The sequence below is a fragment of the Variovorax beijingensis genome, from assembly GCF_003951285.1.
Lineage (GTDB): Bacteria > Pseudomonadota > Gammaproteobacteria > Burkholderiales > Burkholderiaceae_C > Variovorax > Variovorax beijingensis.
In genome coordinates, this window is sequence record NZ_RXFQ01000037.1 from 1 (window position 1) to 15113 (window position 15113).

Below are 15113 nucleotides of genomic sequence, written 5' to 3' on the forward strand. Positions count from 1 at the left end.
ATAGCCGCGGAAGGTGCCGCTGCCGTCGCTGGCCTGGATGCGGATGCGGTGCGTGGCGCCGGGTTCTTGTTCCTGCATGCGAGTTTCTCCGTTCAAGGGTTGGATGCTGCGGGCCGCGCGCTCACTGCACGCATTCCGGGTGCCGCGTCGTCACCTGGTAGTAGCCCGAATGAAAGACCAGCGGCTCGCCGTCGAAGCGGTCGTAGCGCTCGACCTCGCCGATGAAGATCAGGTGGTCGCCGCCGTCGTACTGCTTCACGTTGCGGCAGACGAAGCGGGCGATGACGCCATTGAGCAGCGGCACGCCGGCCGTGCCCTCGCAGCAGTCCACCCCGCCGAACTTGTCCGCCTGCGGCGTCGAGAACTGGCGCGACAGGTGATGCTGGTGGGCCGCCAGCACATTGATCGCGAAGTGGCTGGCGCCGGTGAAGTCGCCCACGCTCGGCGCCTGCCGCGCCAGGCTCCACAGCACCAGCGGCGGATCCAGCGAGACCGACGAGAACGAGTTGGCGGTCATGCCCACGCGGCGGCCGTCGATGGCCCGGGTGGTGATGACGGTCACGCCGGTGCTGAACTGCCCGAGCGCCTTGCGGAAGTCGCGCCGGTCGAAGCGGTCGACAGCGGCCTCGCGCGCCCGGGTTTCCAGAAAACGGTCGGCCTCGGCGGCATCGAACCACCAGGGCGCGAAGGCACGCGGGTCATCGAAGCCGTTGACGATGGTGCTCGCCACGGCGGGCATGTGGGTGGCGCTCTGCAGCAGCTTCAGCACGTGCGGCTTCGGCGCGGCGAGCAGGCTGTGGGTCCAGCCGGTGGCCCAGCGGGCATAGCCTTCCCAGTAGCGGTCGAAGGTCTGCTGCATCCACGCGGCGTCGAACGGCGCATCGCCGTTTTCGAGGATCCGCTTCAGGTAGATGTCGGCGCATTTGGCCGCGTTGTTCGCGCCCTGCCCGGTGATCGGATCGTTGAGCACCACCGCGTCGGCCAGGCCCAGCACCTTGCGCCCGGAGGGCAACATGACCACCGGCTTGCGCACCGCCGGCGCGAAGCGGCCCGCGAGGATGCCGTTGTCGTCGGTCAGCTCGATGTCCGTGCAGCGCTCGGCCTCCCAGGGCAGGAAGGTCTCGAGGATCCACTTGCTGCGCGCGAGGTGCTCCTGCGGCGTCTTCACGTCTGCCCAGCAGTCCATCGGCCCGCCGGGCACGCCCTCGAACACCATGATCTCGCAGGGCCCCGTCGTGGTCAGCGCCGGGAACACGAAGTATTCGCCGACGCCGGGAATCAGGTTGAAGCATACGCGCGCGTACGGCAATGCGGGCTTCATTCCCCTCACATAGGTGAGCGCCAGTGCGCGCTGGGGCTGGTCGAAGGGCGAGTGCTCTGCGTCATGCTCGAACAGCTGCGAGATCTCGCCCTTGCCGCTGGCGACGACCACGAGATCGTGCGTTGCAGCGCAGGCCTCCAGCGCGGCGAGCCCCACCTCCTGCAGCACCAGCCGGCCGCCGCGCTTCTCGAACTCGGCCATCCAGGCGGGTATCTTGAGCCGCTGGTCGACCGACTGCGCGGGTCCGTCGAGCCGCGCGCTCCATTCGATGGCCTTGCCGCCTTCGGGGTTGCGCACCGCCATGCCGATGCCTTCCACGACGGGACATTCGTGCGCCCACCAGTCCAGCCCCAGCTCGCGCTCGGTCTGCAGCGCGGTCTCGAACATGCACTGGCTCGACATCACCGGCCCCTCGAGGATCTCCCGTGCCGTGCGGTTCGAGAAAACCGTCACCTCGTGCCCCGCGCGCTGCAGGCCGAGCGCGAGCTGCATGCCGGACTGGCCGGCGCCGACGATGGCCACGCGTCGCTTCATGCCTTCGCTCCAGGCTATGCGACAGCCGTGCAGGTTTCGATGTAGCGCTGCGCTTCCGCGGGATCCGCGAACCACGGGAAGAAGGTGCGCGGATCGTCGAAGCCGTTGGCAAAGGCGCTGGCCAGCGGCGGTATCGCACCGGCGCTGCCGAGCAGCGTGAGCACATGGGGCGGCGGCGGCGCGAGCAGCATGTTGGTCCACTGCGTGACCCATTGCGCGTAGCCGAACCAGTAGCGGTCGAAGGTCTGCTGCATCCACGCCGCATCGGCCGCGCCGTCGCCGCGCGCGAGGATGCTTTTTAGATAGGTGTCGGCGCACTTGGCCGCGTTGTTGGAGCCCTGCCCGGTGATCGGATCGTTGAGCACCACCACGTCGGCCAGGCCCAGCACCTTGCGCCCGGATGGCAAGGTGGCCACCGGCTTGCGCACCGTCGGCGCGAAGCGGCCCGCGAGAATGCCGTTGTCGTCGGTCAGTTCGATGTCCGCGCAGCGCTGGGCCTCCCACGGCGTGAAGGTGTCGAGGATCCACTTGCTGCGCGCGAGGTGCTCCTGCGGCGTCTTCACGTCCGCCCAGCAGTCCATCGGCCCGCCGGGCACGCCTTCGAACACCATGATCTCGCAAGGCCCCGTCGTGGTCAGCGCCGGGAACACGAAGTATTCGCCCACGCCGGGAATCAGGTTGAAGCACACGGCCGAGTGCGGCTCGCGCGGCGCCATTCCCTTCACATAGGTCAGCGCCAGCGCGCGCTGCGGCTTGTCGAAGCTCGACTTGTGGGCATCGCGCTCGAAGAGCTTCGAGATCTCGCCCTTGCCGCTCGCCACCAGCGTGAGGTCGTGGCTTTGCGTGCAGGCTTCGAGCTCGTCGATGCCCGCGTCCTTGAAGACGAGTTCACCGCCCTTCTTCTGGAACGCATCCATCCAGGCGGGGATCTTCACGCGCTGGTCGACCGACTGCGCGCTCGAATTCAGCCGCGCGGCCCAGTCGATGGCCTTGGCGCCCTTCTGCTCGGGATGCGGCACGGCCAGGCCGATGCCGTCCACCGTGGGGCAGTCGTGCGCCCACAGGTCCAGGCCCAGGTCGCGCTCGATCTGCAGCGAGGTGTGGAACATGCACTGGCTCGACATGACCTTGCCGCGGCGGATGTCCTCGCCCGTGCGGTTGCTGAACATCGTGACCTCGTAGCCTGCGGCGAGCAGCCCGAGCCCCAATTGCAGGCCCGACTGGCCCGCGCCGACGATGGCGATTCGTTTCATTTCATGCTCCTTGATGCTCCGGGTGGAGCGGGTCAGTCCATCAGCTTGGGAATGGCGGGCACGGCCTGCTCGGGGCCCATGGCGGAGTAGCCGCCGTCCACCGCGTAGTCGGCGCCGGTCACGAAACTGGCATGGTCCGAACACAGGAACAGCACCACCTGCGCCACCTCGTCGGGGTCGCCCACGCGCCCGAGCAGATGGAAAGGCGCGGCCACGCGGTCGGTCTTGGCGCGGTCGCCGTTGGTGAGCCGGTTCATCACGGCCGACCAGGTCCAGCCCGGCGACACGCTGTTCACGCGGATGCGGTCCGGCGCCAGGTCCATCGCCATGTTGCGGGTGAGCTGCGCCATGGCGGCCTTGCTCACCGGATAGAGCCAGCGCCCCGTCTGCGCCACGCGCGACGAGATGCTCGTGAAATTGACCACCGCCCCGCCGCCGGCCGCGACCATGTGCGGATGCACGGCCTGCAGCATCGCCACCGCACTGGCCACGTTCACGTTGAACGAAGCGAGCCAGTCGGCGCGCGGCGACTTGAAGCCGTCGTCCAGGTAGGAGCACGCCAGGTTGACGAGAAAGTGCACGCCGCCGTGCCGCACGGCGGCCTCGGCCACGCAAGCCTGCACCTGCGCGTCGTCGGTGATGTCGGTGCGCACGAAGCGCACGCCGGCGCCGAGCGAATCCGCCAGCGCCTGGCCGTTGGCGGCATCGATGTCGGCAACGACGACCTTCGCACCCGCCGCGTGCAGCGCGCGCACCACGCCGGCGCCTATCAGTGTGGAGCCACCGGTGACGATGGCGCTCTTGCCCTCGAGTCCCTTGAACATGGCGCTTGCTCTCCTCGGTTCGGTAGGGCAGGCCGGGATGGCCTGTGTGGGAGCGAACGTTACGAGGCAGCGGGCCTTCGGCGAGTCCCGCAAACGCAGCGCCTGTCCCTGGCGCGCAGCTTTTATCGAGGGCTGGTCCGAATTGTGGCCGGGGATGGTTTTTGCTAGGGTGGCCTCGCCCCATGGAAACCGCCACGACCCCACCGCTGCCGCTGCAGCGCTACCGGCTTTTCGAGAGCCACGACATGGACGAGGCCCGTGAAAGCGTGGCCCGCGTGTTCTGCCCGCACGGCCTGGTCATGCTGCGGCCCCGCACCGAGCTCGACGCCTGCCACCACAGCGCGCGGCTGCATCGGGACGTGAGCCTCAACTACGTGCAGTACGGCCCGGGCGTGCAGATCGACCCGGGCTACCTGCAGGATTTCTTCCTGCTGCAGATTCCGCTGCGCGGCGGCGCCGAGATCCGCTGCGGCGCGCAGCATGTGGATGCGAATCCGCGCCTGGCCTCGCTGCCTTCGCCGACCGAGCCGCTGTCGATGCGTTGGGCCGACGACAGCCCGCACCTGATCGTTCGGCTGGCCCGCTCCGCGCTGCTCTCGCGGCTTGAATCGCTGCTCCAGGCGCCCGTCAGGCAGCATCTGGTGTTCGACCTCGGCGTGCCGCTCGACAACCCGGCGCTGGCGCCGGTGGTGCACTTCATCGACTACCTGCGGCTCACGCTCGACAGCGGCACCGCGCTGCAAGCCGGCGGCCGCCTGGCCGAGCATGCCGAGGAATACCTGATGGCCAGCCTGCTGATGTCCGCCGCGCACAACCATTCGCGCGCCCTGGCCGGCGACGCCCGGCGCAGCCTGCTGCCGCGCGTGGTCCGCAGGGCGCAGGACTACATGGCGGCGCATGCCGATCAGCCCCTGTCGCTGGCCGACGTTTGCCGCGAAGTCGGTTGCAGCGCGCGTGCGCTGCAACTCGCGTTCCGCCAGCATGCGGGCCTGGGCCCGATGGAATTCCTGCGCGAGCAGCGCCTCGACAAGGTGCGCGCCGAGCTGCGCATGCCGGGCCATGCCGGCGTGCGCGAGGTCGCGGGGAAGTACGGCTTTCTTCACATGGGCCACTTTGCGGCGCAGTACCGCGCCCGCTTCGGCGAGCGGCCGTCGGAAACCCGGGCACTGCGCGCCTGCTGACTTCTTCGGCCTCAGGGCACCAGCAGCAGCTTGCCCGTGGTCGCGCGGCCGGCCATGTCGGCATGGGCCCGGGCGGCGTCGGCCAGCGGATACACGCCGCCGACATGGACCTTGAGCTTGCCTTCGGCGATCCAGCCGAACAGCCGCGCCGAGTGCGCGCGCAACAGCTCCGGCGTGGGGATGTGATCGGAGAACACCGCGTAGCCCAGCTTGATGCTCCTGGGCAGGCTCATGATGTCGATGGCACCCGGCCCGCCCAGTACCGGGCCGTACCAGCAGAAGGTCCCCGAACGGCGCAGCACGTCCAGCGACCCCTGGAAGGTGGTGGGGCCCGAGCCGTCGAACACCACGTGCACGCCCTCGCCGCCGGACAGCTGCCGCGCCTGCTCGGCGAACCGGCCTTCGCTGTCGACGATCACGTGATCGGCACCGGCCGCCGTGGCCACCGCCGCCTTGTCCGTCGACGACACGCGGCCGATCACCCGCCCGCCGCGCAGCTTGATGATCTGGGTCAGCAGCAGCCCGAGGCCGCCGGCCGCCGCGTGGACGAAGGCGATATCGCCAGGCCGCACCGGATAGAAGTCGGTGGCGAAATGGCTCGCGGTCAGGCCTTGCATCATCACCGCCGCCGCGGTCTTGTCGTCGATGCCATCGGGAATGGGCACCAGCGACGCGGCCGCAATGGCGGCCTTCTGCGCATAGCTGCCGGGCGCATAGGCCCACGCCACGCGCTGCCCGATGGCGAAGCCCTCGACCCCCTCGCCCACAGCCAGCACGCGGCCCGCGCCCTCGACTCCCAGGATCTTCGGGTTGGGCGTCTCGTTCCACGCCATGCCCTGGCGCACGCCGATGTCCATGAAATTGACGCCGGCGACGGCGACCTGCACCAGCACCATCCCGCGACCGGGCACGGGGTCCGGCTGTGTCACATGCGCCAGCACGTCGACGTTGCCGGTCTGGTTCATCACAACTGCCTTCACTTGCGTTCCTTTTTTGCCTTGGCGTGATTTCTGCTCACCCGCGCGCCACGTCGACCACCGCTTTCGCGAAGGCCTCCGGCGCTTCCTGCGGCAGGTTGTGGCCGATGCCGCCGCTGACCAGCCGGTGCTCGTAGGTTCCGGAGAACTTCTTCGCGTAGGTGCTGGGCTCCGGATGCGGTGCGCCGTTGGCGTCGCCTTCGAGCGTGATGGTCGGCACGCCGATCGCCGGCGCCTTGGCCAGCCGGTCCTCGAGTGCCTGGTACTTGGCCTCGCCGTCGGCCAGGCCCAGGCGCCAGCGGTAGTTGTGCACCGTGATCGCCACATGGTCCGGGTTCTCGAAGGCCACGGCGCTGCGCTCGAAGGTGGCCGCATCGAAGTTCCACTTCGGCGACGCGAGCTGCCAGATGAGCCTGGCGAAGTCGTGCCGGTTCTTCTCGTAGCCCGCGCGGCCGCGCTCGGTCGCGAAGTAGTACTGGTACCACCACTGCAGCTCGGCCGCGGGCGGCAGCGGGTTCTTGCCGGCCTGCTGGCTGCCGATCAGGTAGCCGCTGACCGACACCAGCGCCTTCACGCGCTCGGGCCACAGCGCGGCCATGATGCAGGCCGTGCGCGCGCCCCAGTCGCAGCCGGCCACAGTGGCGGTCTTGATCTTCAGCGCGTCCATCAGCGCGATGATGTCCACGGCGACCACCGACTGCTGCCCGTTGCGCGGCGTGTGGGCCGACAGGAAGCGGGTGGTGCCGTAGCCGCGCAGATAGGGCACGATCACGCGGAAGCCCGCGGCCGCAAGCTGCGGGGCGACGTCGACGAACATGTGGATGTCGTAGGGCCAGCCGTGAAGAAGAATCACGGGGGCGCCGTCGGCGGGGCCGGCTTCGTAGTAGCCGATGTTGAGCGATCCCGCGTCGATGTTCTTGAGCGGTTCGAGGCGCCGCAGGCTCGGCGTGCCCGCAGACTGGGCGAAGGCGGGAACGATCGGGGCCAGCTGGGCGGCGGCCATGCCGAGCGCCGCCTTGGCAAGGAAGGAACGGCGGGGCAGCAGGGGAAAAGCGGTCATCGGAGGCTCCATGGTTGCGAAGTGATGGAGCCATTGTTCGGCGCACAGGCGGCCCGGCGGCCGGCTTGCGTATCCCTGTGTATCTGGGCCGGCTGCGCCAACACTAAATTTCAATTGCAGGCGCCCGCCAGATCGGCGGGTCCGCGGGCCGATGGAATTCGGCTTGCACCGGGCCTGCGCTATCCCGCCGCCACGATCACATGCGCCTGGATCTTGCCGGCCACCGGGCCTTCGCCATGGCGGCTGGCGATCGCCTGCGCCGCGCGGTCCGTTGCGAGTTGAAGCAGGCTGGCGTCGCGCGCCTCGATCTCGCTGCGCAGCGGCGTTCCCTGGCAATAGGCCGTGGCAACCTCGCGCGCCGAGGGCGAGCGGCTCACCTCCTCGCGCGTCTGGATCGCGATGCCGGTGAATCCTGCGCGGCTCAGATCCTCGCGGATCAGCGCCACATCGTGATAGCCGTGCGGCGTGCGGGCGAGGAACCGCGGAGGGTCGTGCGGAAACACCGCGGCGACGGCGTGGGTGACCTCGTCGGCAAAGGCGTTCTCCTCGATGCGGTCCCAGACATTGAAGACGAATCGCCCGCCCGGCCTCAGCACGCGGCGCGCCTCGGCGTAGCCGGCAATCCGGTCGGGAAAGAACATCGCGCCGAACTGGCAGCAAACGACGTCGAACGAGGCAGCGTCGAACGGCAGGTGAAGCGCGTCCGCCTGCCGCCACTCGATGCGGCTGTCGGGGCCCTGCCGGCTGGCGGCGTAGTCGAGCATGGGCTGGTTGAGATCGGTCACCACGTAGCGGGCGCCGGCATCGAGCCTCGGCGCCAGCGCCCGCGTGACCACGCCGCTGCCGGCCGCCGTTTCGAGCACCGCGCCGGGCGAGGAGGCGGCGACGCGCTCCGCCATGTCGGCGGCATAGACCTCGAAGATCAGCGGGACCATCAGCGTGTCGTAGAACTTCGGAATCGAGCCCGCGAACACCTTGTCGCTCTCAGCCATGAGATCTCCTTGACGTTCCGAACGGCGGCCTGGCCATGGTGGACCTGCACGCCAGCCTCGTCAACGTCCTACAGGCTTCTGACGAACGGCCTACGCCAGGCTGCCGCCACGCGCGATGAATTCGCGGGTGATCTGCTCTCCGAGCGCCAGCAGCGGCGCGCCCAGTTCGAGCGCCACCTCGTTCGCCGGCTCGCTGGTGGACAGGCTCGCATTGAGCACGTGCACGCGCTCGTTAGGAAGCGCCAGCGGCATGGCCAGCGCAACGATCTCGGGCTGCCACGAGGCCGCGCACCAGCCGCGGCGGCGCACGCTCTCGATGGCCTTGTCGATTTCCCTGCGAAGCCGCGGCCAATTGCTGCGGCGCGCCTCGAACTCCTTCGTGAGCTCTGCGCGCCGCGCCGGCGGCGCCGTTGCCAGCCACGCACGGCCGAGCGAGGTGAGCTCGATCGGCACGCGCTGTCCGCTCACCACGCTGCGCAGCGACGCCTTCTTGTTGTAGCGGATCGATTCGAGGTACAGCATCTCGGAACGATCGGCGACCGCGAGCCCGACGTTGATGCGCAGCTTCTCGGCCAGCGCCCGCATCCGCGGGGCGGCCACCTGCAGCACGGTGGAGCCGGTGCGCATGGCGTGCGCGAAGCTCAGCACCGGCGCCGCGAGCCGGTAGGCGCGCGCGGGCCGGTCGTGCTCGAGCAGTCCCGCGCCGACCAGCGTCTGCGTCAGGCGGCTCACGGTGGCTGGTGCCAGGCCGGTGCGCTCCGCGAGCTCGCCGTTGCCCAGCAGCGTGGAGCCGGGCCGGAAGGCACGCAGGATCTCGATTCCACGTTCGAGCGAGCGGTTGGATGGGGTGGGCATTCGATGTCTCCTCGCGGCAGCCCTCCAATTCCACGCAGTGGAAGAAGGCAGGTGCGCTGGCGGAGTATGCGTCCTAAGCTCGGGACACACCGACAAGCGGGAACGAGAGACATCCGTGCGCGACGCCGCCGGCGCGGCCGTGCTCGCCCCTTGATCCGGTGCATGACAAGAAATGGAGACACCATGAACCCGAATCGCATTTCGCGCCGCGGCTTCAACGCCGCTGCGGGCGCCGGCATCGCGCTGGCGGCCTTGAGTCCGCTCGCGAACGCACAGTCCGCCTTTCCGTCGAAGCCGATCCGCATCGTCGTGCCCTTTGCAGCCGGCGGCCCGACCGACCTGATGGCGCGCGCCATCGCCAAGAACATGGCCCCCAGCCTCGGCCAGCCGGTGATCGTCGACAACAAGCCCGGCGGCGGCGGCGTGATCGGCATGAGCGAGATCGCGCGCGGTCCGGCCGACGGCTACGCGATGGTCTTTCCCTCGATCCTCGCGGTCACCAATCCGGCGCTGATGCCGAACTATCCGTTCGACACGCTGCGCGACTTTGCGCCGCTCACGGTGGTGGGCTTCATTCCGCATGCGGTGGTGGTGAAGCCGGACTTCCCTGCCAGGAATCTGCAGGAACTGGTCGCGATGGCCAAGGGCAAGCCCGACAGCCTCTCCTACGGCTCCTCGGGCAACGGCACCTCTGCGCACCTGGGCGCGGCATTGTTCGTGCAACGCGCCGGCATCCGCGCGGTCCATGTGCCCTACCGGGGCGCCGGCCCGGCGGTGCAGGACCTGCTGGGCGGCCAGATCCAGTTCATGTTTCTCGACATGAGTTCGGCACTCGCGCAGATCAAGGCGGGCAAGCTGCGCGCGCTCGCAGTCGCGCCCAAGTCGCGCTTCACCGGCCTGCCCGATGTGCCGACCGTCGCCGAGCAGGGCTATCCCGGCTTCGACGTGCATGGCTGGTACGGGCTGCTGCTGAAGGCCGGCACGCCCGCGCCGGTCGTGCAGCGGCTGTACGCCGAAGTCAAGCGCTCGCTCGATACGCAGGAAGTGCGCGAGATCTTCCAGGCCCAGGGCATCGAGCCCGGCGGCATGCCGCCGGCCGACTTCACGGCACTGATACGCGACGACCTCGCGCTGTGGAAGCGCACGGTCGAGCAGCTGAACATCACCTTGCAATGAAGGAGCGCCGCCCCATGCGCATCGTCATCCCCGACGACTACCAGGACTGCGTCCGCACGCTCGACTGCTTCGGCAAGCTCGATGGACACGATGTCCGCATCTTCAACGACACGGTCAAGAGCACCGATGAACTCGCGGCGCGTTTCGCGGACGCCGAGGCGATCGTGCTCACCCGCGAGCGCACGCGCATCGATGCGGCGCTGCTCGAGCGGCTGCCCCGGTTGCGTCTCATCAGCCAGACCGGCAAGCTGGCGGGCCATGTCGATCTCGCGGCCTGCACGGCGCGCGGCGTGGCGGTGGCCGAAGGCAGCGGCGCCGGTTCGGCCACCGCGGAACTGACCTGGGCGCTGACGCTGGCAAGCCGCCGGCATCTGGTCGAGGAAGCCACGCGGCTGCGCCAGGGCCGGTGGCAGGGCCACCTGGGCCAGCAGCTGGGCGGCCAGCGTCTGGGCGTGTGGAGCTATGGCCGCATCGGCCGCCAGGTGGCCGCCTACGGGCGCACGTTCGGCATGAAGGTCTGGGTGTGGGGGCGCGAGGGCTCGACCTCGGCAGCACGCGCGGACGGCTTCGAAGTGGCACCCTCGCGCGAGGCCTTCTTCGCGCAGAGCGACGTGATCAGCCTGCATGTGAGGCTCAACGAGCACACCCGGGGCATGGTCTCGGACGAAGACCTGGCCCGCATGAGGGCCAGCGCCCTGCTCGTGAACACCAGCCGCGCCGAGCTGGTCGCGCCCGGTGCGCTGGAACGCGCGCTGGTGGCGGGCCGGCCGGGCTTCGCGGCCGTGGACGTGTTCGAGGAAGAGCCCGTACGCGCCGGCGAAAATCCGCTCCTGCATCTGCCCAACGCGCTGTGCACGCCGCACATCGGCTATGTCGAGCGCGACAACTACGAGCGCTACTTCGGCATCGCCTTCGACCACGTCAACGCGTTTGCCGCAGGGCGCTTGAAGGACGCGCTCAACCCCTCGGTCCTGCGCCTGGCCTAGGACTTGCCTGCGAAGCGGTGGTGGCGGACACGGCCGATCGACTTATTCTGACTCCCGTGGCGGCATCGAATGTGACAAATTCACATTCAACTATTCCAAATGGACGGCATTCGAGGCATCCCCCTCGAACCGGCCGTCGGAGAACCAAATGCCGCTCTTTCTGCTGTTGAGGCTGTACCGGGTGCAGCTGCCTGTCCGCGTGACCGAGCCGGAGGAAGTCCGGCAGGTCTCGATGCTTCTGGCCACCGGCCTGATCGAGGCCGAGTTCGCAACCATCAGGTCGCGGGCGCGGCAAGCCGTATGGCAGGTGGCCACGGTGACCCGCATCACGGAAGAGGGCTTCGCCGAGGTCGCCAGGGCGGGCAAGGTGCCCGAACCGGCGCAGACCTTCATTCGATTTCCCAGGGGATTGCGATTGCTGTGACCGACACCCCATGAACCTGCGATCAGGTGCAGGTTCGCTGCGGGTAAGCACGATTGGCCGTGCTCCGCTCATGCAGCCCTAGACTCGACGGGCGCGAACGCGGCGCCTTGGCGGACTGAATTGCCCGGAGATCGCGGAAAGCTCGGCTTCGAAATACTGCAGGAACATGCCCATCGCCGCCGCGGTGGCCTGACCGGTGCGCTGGTAGAGGCAGCTGTGCGAGCGGGCGCCCTCGTCGGCCAGCGCGTTCCAGGCCAGGCGGCCTGCCGCAACGTCCTGCGCCACGTTCTCGGGGATCAGGAAGCTCACGCCAAGGCCGTCCGCCACGAGCCGTCGTGCCATCGCCACCGAGCTGGTCTCGATCAGCGGCCGCGAAGGCCGGTGCTCGCGCTGGCCGATCTGTTCCACCATTGCCCGCAGTTCCGTGTCCATTGTCATGAGGATGAGCGGTGCGTCCAGGCAGTCGCGCAGGCGCCTGGCGCGCGCGAACGCGGCGAGCGGATGCCCCGGCGCCGCCACGACGCCAAGCTGCTGCGCGAAGGCCCGCACCTCCTCCACGCCCGGCGGCGGCTTGCGGCGGAGGCAATAGCCGATGTCCGCCTCGCCGTTGGCGACCCAGCTCAGGATCCGCTCGCCGCTGCCGGTGCGCACCGTGTAGGTCACGCCGGGGTGGCGGGCCGTCACCGCGCGGATGGCGTCGGGCACCAGTTGCTCGGCGGAGGAGTGCGACACGGCCAGGTTGATGTGGCCCCGGCGCAGCGCCCGCAAATCTTCCACTTGGGTCACCGCGTGGTCGATGTCCCGCTGCCCGCGGCGGATGGCGGCCAGCATGATTTCGCCGGCGGTGGTCAGCTGCATGCCGCGGGGCAGCCGGTCGAACAGCGGTGTGCCGACCTGGGCCTCCAGATTGAGCACCTGCTGGTGCACCGCGGCCGCGGTGAGGTGCAGCGACTCGGCCGCCTTGCGGATGGAGCCCCGGCGAGCGACCTCGTCGAAGCAGCGGAAGGATTGCGAGACGACAAGCATCGAGCGAAGTGTACGGTTTTGGTTGACGGGGCGTTCGAAACAAACAGCTTTTCCTGACGCCACTTCGCGCCTAGATTGCATCCCGTACCCACACACGAAGGACCGCAATGACCTCCAGCACCAGCGTCGACCAGATCACGCAGCGCCGCCGCGGCGTCGGCCTGATCGCCCACGATCCCGCGCTCTCGGCCGGCGGATACACGCTCATCGCGCCGCAGACGGCCGACGGCAACGTCTACCTGATCGACATGCAGGGAACCGTGGTCCACCAGTGGAAGATGCCGCTACGCGCCGGGCGCCACGCGGTGATCCTGCCCAACGGCAACATGGGCTACAACGGCAGCCACCCGGATTCGCCGGAGCGCTACGCGCCCTGGTCGATGTGGCACGGCGGCGACTTCTCCGAGGTGACGCCGCAGGGCGAGGTGGTCTGGCATTTCGAGGACCCCGGGCACCATCACGACGCCCGCTGGCTCGACAACGGCAACCTGCTTTATGCCGCCTGCGAGTTGGTGCCGGCGGGCTTCGCCGACAGGGTGAAAGGCGGCACGGCGCACCACCCGGACGAGCCGATGTGGGGTGACGTGATCCGCGAAGTGAACCGCGCCGGAGAGCAGGTCTGGGAATGGAAGGCCTGGGAACACCTGGACCCGTCGAAGCATCCGATCCACCCCGGCTTCGGCCGATACCACTGGCCCCTGGTCAACGGCCTGGACGTGGATGGCGAAGGCCACGTGCTCATGAGCTTGCGCACCACCGCCGGCATCGTCGCCGTCGACAAGGCCAGCGGCGAGGTGAAGCTGCACATTCCTCCCAGCGTGGTCTCGCACCAGCATGCGCCGGTGGCGCTGCCGAACGGCAACATCCTCGCGTTCGACAACGGCAATTTCCGCAGCGGGGCGCATGTGCCGTTCTCGCGCGTGGTCGAGATCGACCCGGCGACGCAGGCGGTGGTCTGGTCCTATGCAGACGAGATGGTCAATGCCTTCTTCACGGCGTTCATGGGCAACGCGCAGCGCCTGCCCAACGGGAACACGCACATCACCGAGTCCGCAACGGGGCGCCTGTTCGAGGTGACGCCCGCCGGCGAGGTGGTGTGGGAGTACATCCTGCCGTGGTTCGCCGAGTACCCGGACGAGGCCGCCCGAAAGACCGGGCCGGGACGCCTCAACAGCGTGTTCCAGACCCACCGCTACCAGGCCAGCCAGCTGCCCTGGCTGCAGCGCTGAAACCGAGGTGACGCCATGCTTGCCTTCGCCGCCCTGTTGTCGCCGCTGCGCTCCGCCCTGGGCCCAGGCCTGTTCGCATTTGCCCTCGCGGCAGGCGCACAGCCAGGCCCCGGCGCCTCCGATCCCATCGTCGCGGTGGTTCCGTTTTCCGCCGGCGGCAGCGTCGATGTGGCGGCCCGGCTGCTGATGCCCCGCCTCGCGGAAAGGCTGAAGCAGCCGGTCGTGGTGGAGAACACGGTCGGCGCCTCGGGCACCATCGCCACCCAGCGCGTGATTCGCGCACGTCCGGATGGCCATACCCTGCTGTTCGCCGTGGCGAGCCCGATCAACGTCGCGCCGCTCGTGTCGCCCAACACGTACCGCTACGACGCGCTGAAGGAACTCGTGCCGGTGGTGCCGGTCGCGGCCTCGGCGTTCGTTCTGGTGGGCAGGCCGACCCTGGCGGCCGCCACCACGAACGAACTGCTTCGGCTGGTCCGCAGCCAGCCCGGCAAGCTGAACTTCGGAACGGATGGCGTGGGCACGGGGCTGCACGTGACGGCCGAAATGATCAAGCAGGAAGCCGGCCTGGAGATGGTGCACGTGCCCTACAAATCCGGCCCGCAGGTGCTGACCGAACTGGCCGGCGGGCAGATCGACCTCGCGGTCCTTCCGGTGTCGCTGGTACAGGGCTTCGTCCGCGACGGCAAGGTGAAGGCTTTCGGCGTGACATCGCGGACCCGCTGGCCCGGCCTGCCCGAGGTGCCCAGCCTGTCCGAGACGCCGGAGCTCAGGCGCCTGGACGTGGAGGCCTGGCACGGCCTGCTCGTGCCCGCAAGGACGGACCCGGCCATCGTCGAAAGGCTGGCCCGCGAGATGAGCGCCGTGCTGTCCGAGCCCGAGACCGTGCGCAAGCTCGCCGATGCCGGATTCAAGCCGATGCAGATGACGTCCGCGCAGTTCGCAGCCCATCTCGCGAGCGAGCGCAGCGAGATGGCCCGCACCATCGCGGCGGCGGCGATCAAGGTCGACTGATGTGAAGCGCCAAGCGCGGCTCAGTTCTTCTGCGCCAGCTGCTCCAGAATTGCCGGATTTTCCAGCGTCGAGATGTCCTGCGTGATGGCCTCGCCCTTGGCGATGCTGCGCAACAGGCGCCGCATGATCTTGCCGCTGCGCGTCTTGGGCAGGTTCTCGCCGAAGCGGATGTCCTTGGGCTTGGCGATCGGGCCGATCTCCTTGGCCACCCAGGCGCGCAGCTCGTTGGCGATCTGCTTGGCCTCCTCGCCGCTGGGGCGA

The 15113-nt window shown here is 69.0% G+C and carries 15 protein-coding genes and 1 pseudogene; 6 read left to right on the forward strand and 10 right to left on the reverse strand.

Annotated elements, in window-relative coordinates; all coding sequences use genetic code 11:
* Positions 1–121: 121 nt before the first annotated feature.
* The 4 genes and pseudogenes from EJO66_RS33165 to EJO66_RS31435 all read right to left on the reverse strand — a co-directional run bounded on the left by EJO66_RS33165 (position 122) and on the right by EJO66_RS31435 (position 3932).
* Positions 122–646, reverse strand: coding sequence for a flavin reductase family protein (locus EJO66_RS33165; RefSeq protein ID WP_223262507.1), 525 nt, complete (start codon positions 644–646; stop codon positions 122–124).
* Positions 647–1105: 459 nt separating this feature from the next.
* Positions 1106–1855: pseudogene (locus EJO66_RS33430) on the reverse strand (styrene monooxygenase/indole monooxygenase family protein); the annotation flags it as partial.
* A gap of 14 nt (positions 1856–1869) precedes the next feature.
* On the reverse strand, positions 1870–3108 hold the full coding sequence (locus EJO66_RS31430) for a styrene monooxygenase/indole monooxygenase family protein (RefSeq protein WP_125967143.1): 1239 nt from the start codon (positions 3106–3108) through the stop codon (positions 1870–1872).
* Between the two features lie 32 nt (positions 3109–3140).
* Complete coding sequence (locus EJO66_RS31435; protein WP_125967144.1) at positions 3141–3932, reverse strand: SDR family oxidoreductase; 792 nt, start codon at positions 3930–3932, stop codon at positions 3141–3143.
* 182 nt (positions 3933–4114) lie between these two features.
* Between EJO66_RS31435 and EJO66_RS31440 the strand changes: the two genes are divergently transcribed.
* Positions 4115–5113: an AraC family transcriptional regulator gene (locus tag EJO66_RS31440; protein ID WP_125967145.1), complete on the forward strand. Its 999-nt coding sequence runs from the start codon at positions 4115–4117 to the stop codon at positions 5111–5113.
* 11 nt (positions 5114–5124) lie between these two features.
* Here the strand turns inward: EJO66_RS31440 and EJO66_RS31445 are convergent, their stop codons facing one another.
* From EJO66_RS31445 to EJO66_RS31460, 4 genes are all read right to left on the reverse strand, one after another.
* Positions 5125–6078: a quinone oxidoreductase family protein gene (locus EJO66_RS31445; RefSeq protein WP_240648930.1), complete on the reverse strand. Its 954-nt coding sequence runs from the start codon at positions 6076–6078 to the stop codon at positions 5125–5127.
* Positions 6079–6127: 49 nt separating this feature from the next.
* Positions 6128–7150, reverse strand: coding sequence for an alpha/beta fold hydrolase (locus EJO66_RS31450; protein ID WP_125967147.1), 1023 nt, complete (start codon positions 7148–7150; stop codon positions 6128–6130).
* Between the two features lie 179 nt (positions 7151–7329).
* Complete coding sequence (locus tag EJO66_RS31455) at positions 7330–8142, reverse strand: class I SAM-dependent methyltransferase (RefSeq protein ID WP_125967148.1); 813 nt, start codon at positions 8140–8142, stop codon at positions 7330–7332.
* Positions 8143–8232: 90 nt separating this feature from the next.
* A complete protein-coding gene (locus EJO66_RS31460) occupies positions 8233–8997 on the reverse strand; it encodes an IclR family transcriptional regulator (protein WP_125967149.1) in 765 nt (254 codons plus the stop codon).
* Between the two features lie 183 nt (positions 8998–9180).
* Here EJO66_RS31460 and EJO66_RS31465 point away from each other — a divergent pair, with 183 nt between their 5' ends.
* The 3 genes from EJO66_RS31465 to EJO66_RS31475 all read left to right on the forward strand — a co-directional run bounded on the left by EJO66_RS31465 (position 9181) and on the right by EJO66_RS31475 (position 11583).
* A complete protein-coding gene (locus EJO66_RS31465) occupies positions 9181–10173 on the forward strand; it encodes a Bug family tripartite tricarboxylate transporter substrate binding protein (protein ID WP_125967150.1) in 993 nt (330 codons plus the stop codon).
* Between the two features lie 14 nt (positions 10174–10187).
* Positions 10188–11159, forward strand: coding sequence for a D-2-hydroxyacid dehydrogenase family protein (locus EJO66_RS31470; RefSeq protein ID WP_124962144.1), 972 nt, complete (start codon positions 10188–10190; stop codon positions 11157–11159).
* A 148-nt stretch (positions 11160–11307) separates the two neighbouring features.
* A complete protein-coding gene (locus EJO66_RS31475; RefSeq protein WP_125967151.1) occupies positions 11308–11583 on the forward strand; it encodes a hypothetical protein in 276 nt (91 codons plus the stop codon).
* 78 nt (positions 11584–11661) lie between these two features.
* Here the strand turns inward: EJO66_RS31475 and EJO66_RS31480 are convergent, their stop codons facing one another.
* The gene (locus tag EJO66_RS31480; protein ID WP_124962142.1) at positions 11662–12609 is read right to left on the reverse strand and encodes a LysR family transcriptional regulator; all 948 of its coding nucleotides are present in this window, start codon (positions 12607–12609) and stop codon (positions 11662–11664) included.
* A gap of 107 nt (positions 12610–12716) precedes the next feature.
* Between EJO66_RS31480 and EJO66_RS31485 the strand changes: the two genes are divergently transcribed.
* Positions 12717–13838: an aryl-sulfate sulfotransferase gene (locus EJO66_RS31485; protein WP_124962141.1), complete on the forward strand. Its 1122-nt coding sequence runs from the start codon at positions 12717–12719 to the stop codon at positions 13836–13838.
* A 15-nt stretch (positions 13839–13853) separates the two neighbouring features.
* Positions 13854–14852, forward strand: coding sequence for a Bug family tripartite tricarboxylate transporter substrate binding protein (locus tag EJO66_RS31490; protein ID WP_124962140.1), 999 nt, complete (start codon positions 13854–13856; stop codon positions 14850–14852).
* 20 nt (positions 14853–14872) lie between these two features.
* On the opposite strand, the gene EJO66_RS31495 is transcribed toward EJO66_RS31490, so the two are convergent.
* On the reverse strand, positions 14873–15113 hold a 241-nt coding region (locus EJO66_RS31495), incomplete at its 5' end, for an AMP-binding enzyme (RefSeq protein WP_420856711.1).

Coding starts and splice junctions, on each gene's coding strand:
- EJO66_RS31430 (WP_125967143.1), bottom strand. CDS start 3,108: ATGAAACGAATCGCCATCGTCGGCGCGGGCCAGTCGGGCCTGCAATTG.
- EJO66_RS31435 (WP_125967144.1), bottom strand. CDS start 3,932: ATGTTCAAGGGACTCGAGGGCAAGAGCGCCATCGTCACCGGTGGCTCC.
- EJO66_RS31445 (WP_240648930.1), bottom strand. CDS start 6,078: ATGAACCAGACCGGCAACGTCGACGTGCTGGCGCATGTGACACAGCCG.
- EJO66_RS31490 (WP_124962140.1), top strand. CDS start 13,854: ATGCTTGCCTTCGCCGCCCTGTTGTCGCCGCTGCGCTCCGCCCTGGGC.
- EJO66_RS31475 (WP_125967151.1), top strand. CDS start 11,308: ATGCCGCTCTTTCTGCTGTTGAGGCTGTACCGGGTGCAGCTGCCTGTC.
- EJO66_RS31465 (WP_125967150.1), top strand. CDS start 9,181: ATGAACCCGAATCGCATTTCGCGCCGCGGCTTCAACGCCGCTGCGGGC.
- EJO66_RS31470 (WP_124962144.1), top strand. CDS start 10,188: ATGCGCATCGTCATCCCCGACGACTACCAGGACTGCGTCCGCACGCTC.
- EJO66_RS31480 (WP_124962142.1), bottom strand. CDS start 12,609: ATGCTTGTCGTCTCGCAATCCTTCCGCTGCTTCGACGAGGTCGCTCGC.
- EJO66_RS31460 (WP_125967149.1), bottom strand. CDS start 8,997: ATGCCCACCCCATCCAACCGCTCGCTCGAACGTGGAATCGAGATCCTG.
- EJO66_RS31450 (WP_125967147.1), bottom strand. CDS start 7,150: ATGACCGCTTTTCCCCTGCTGCCCCGCCGTTCCTTCCTTGCCAAGGCG.
- EJO66_RS31440 (WP_125967145.1), top strand. CDS start 4,115: ATGGAAACCGCCACGACCCCACCGCTGCCGCTGCAGCGCTACCGGCTT.
- EJO66_RS31485 (WP_124962141.1), top strand. CDS start 12,717: ATGACCTCCAGCACCAGCGTCGACCAGATCACGCAGCGCCGCCGCGGC.
- EJO66_RS31455 (WP_125967148.1), bottom strand. CDS start 8,142: ATGGCTGAGAGCGACAAGGTGTTCGCGGGCTCGATTCCGAAGTTCTAC.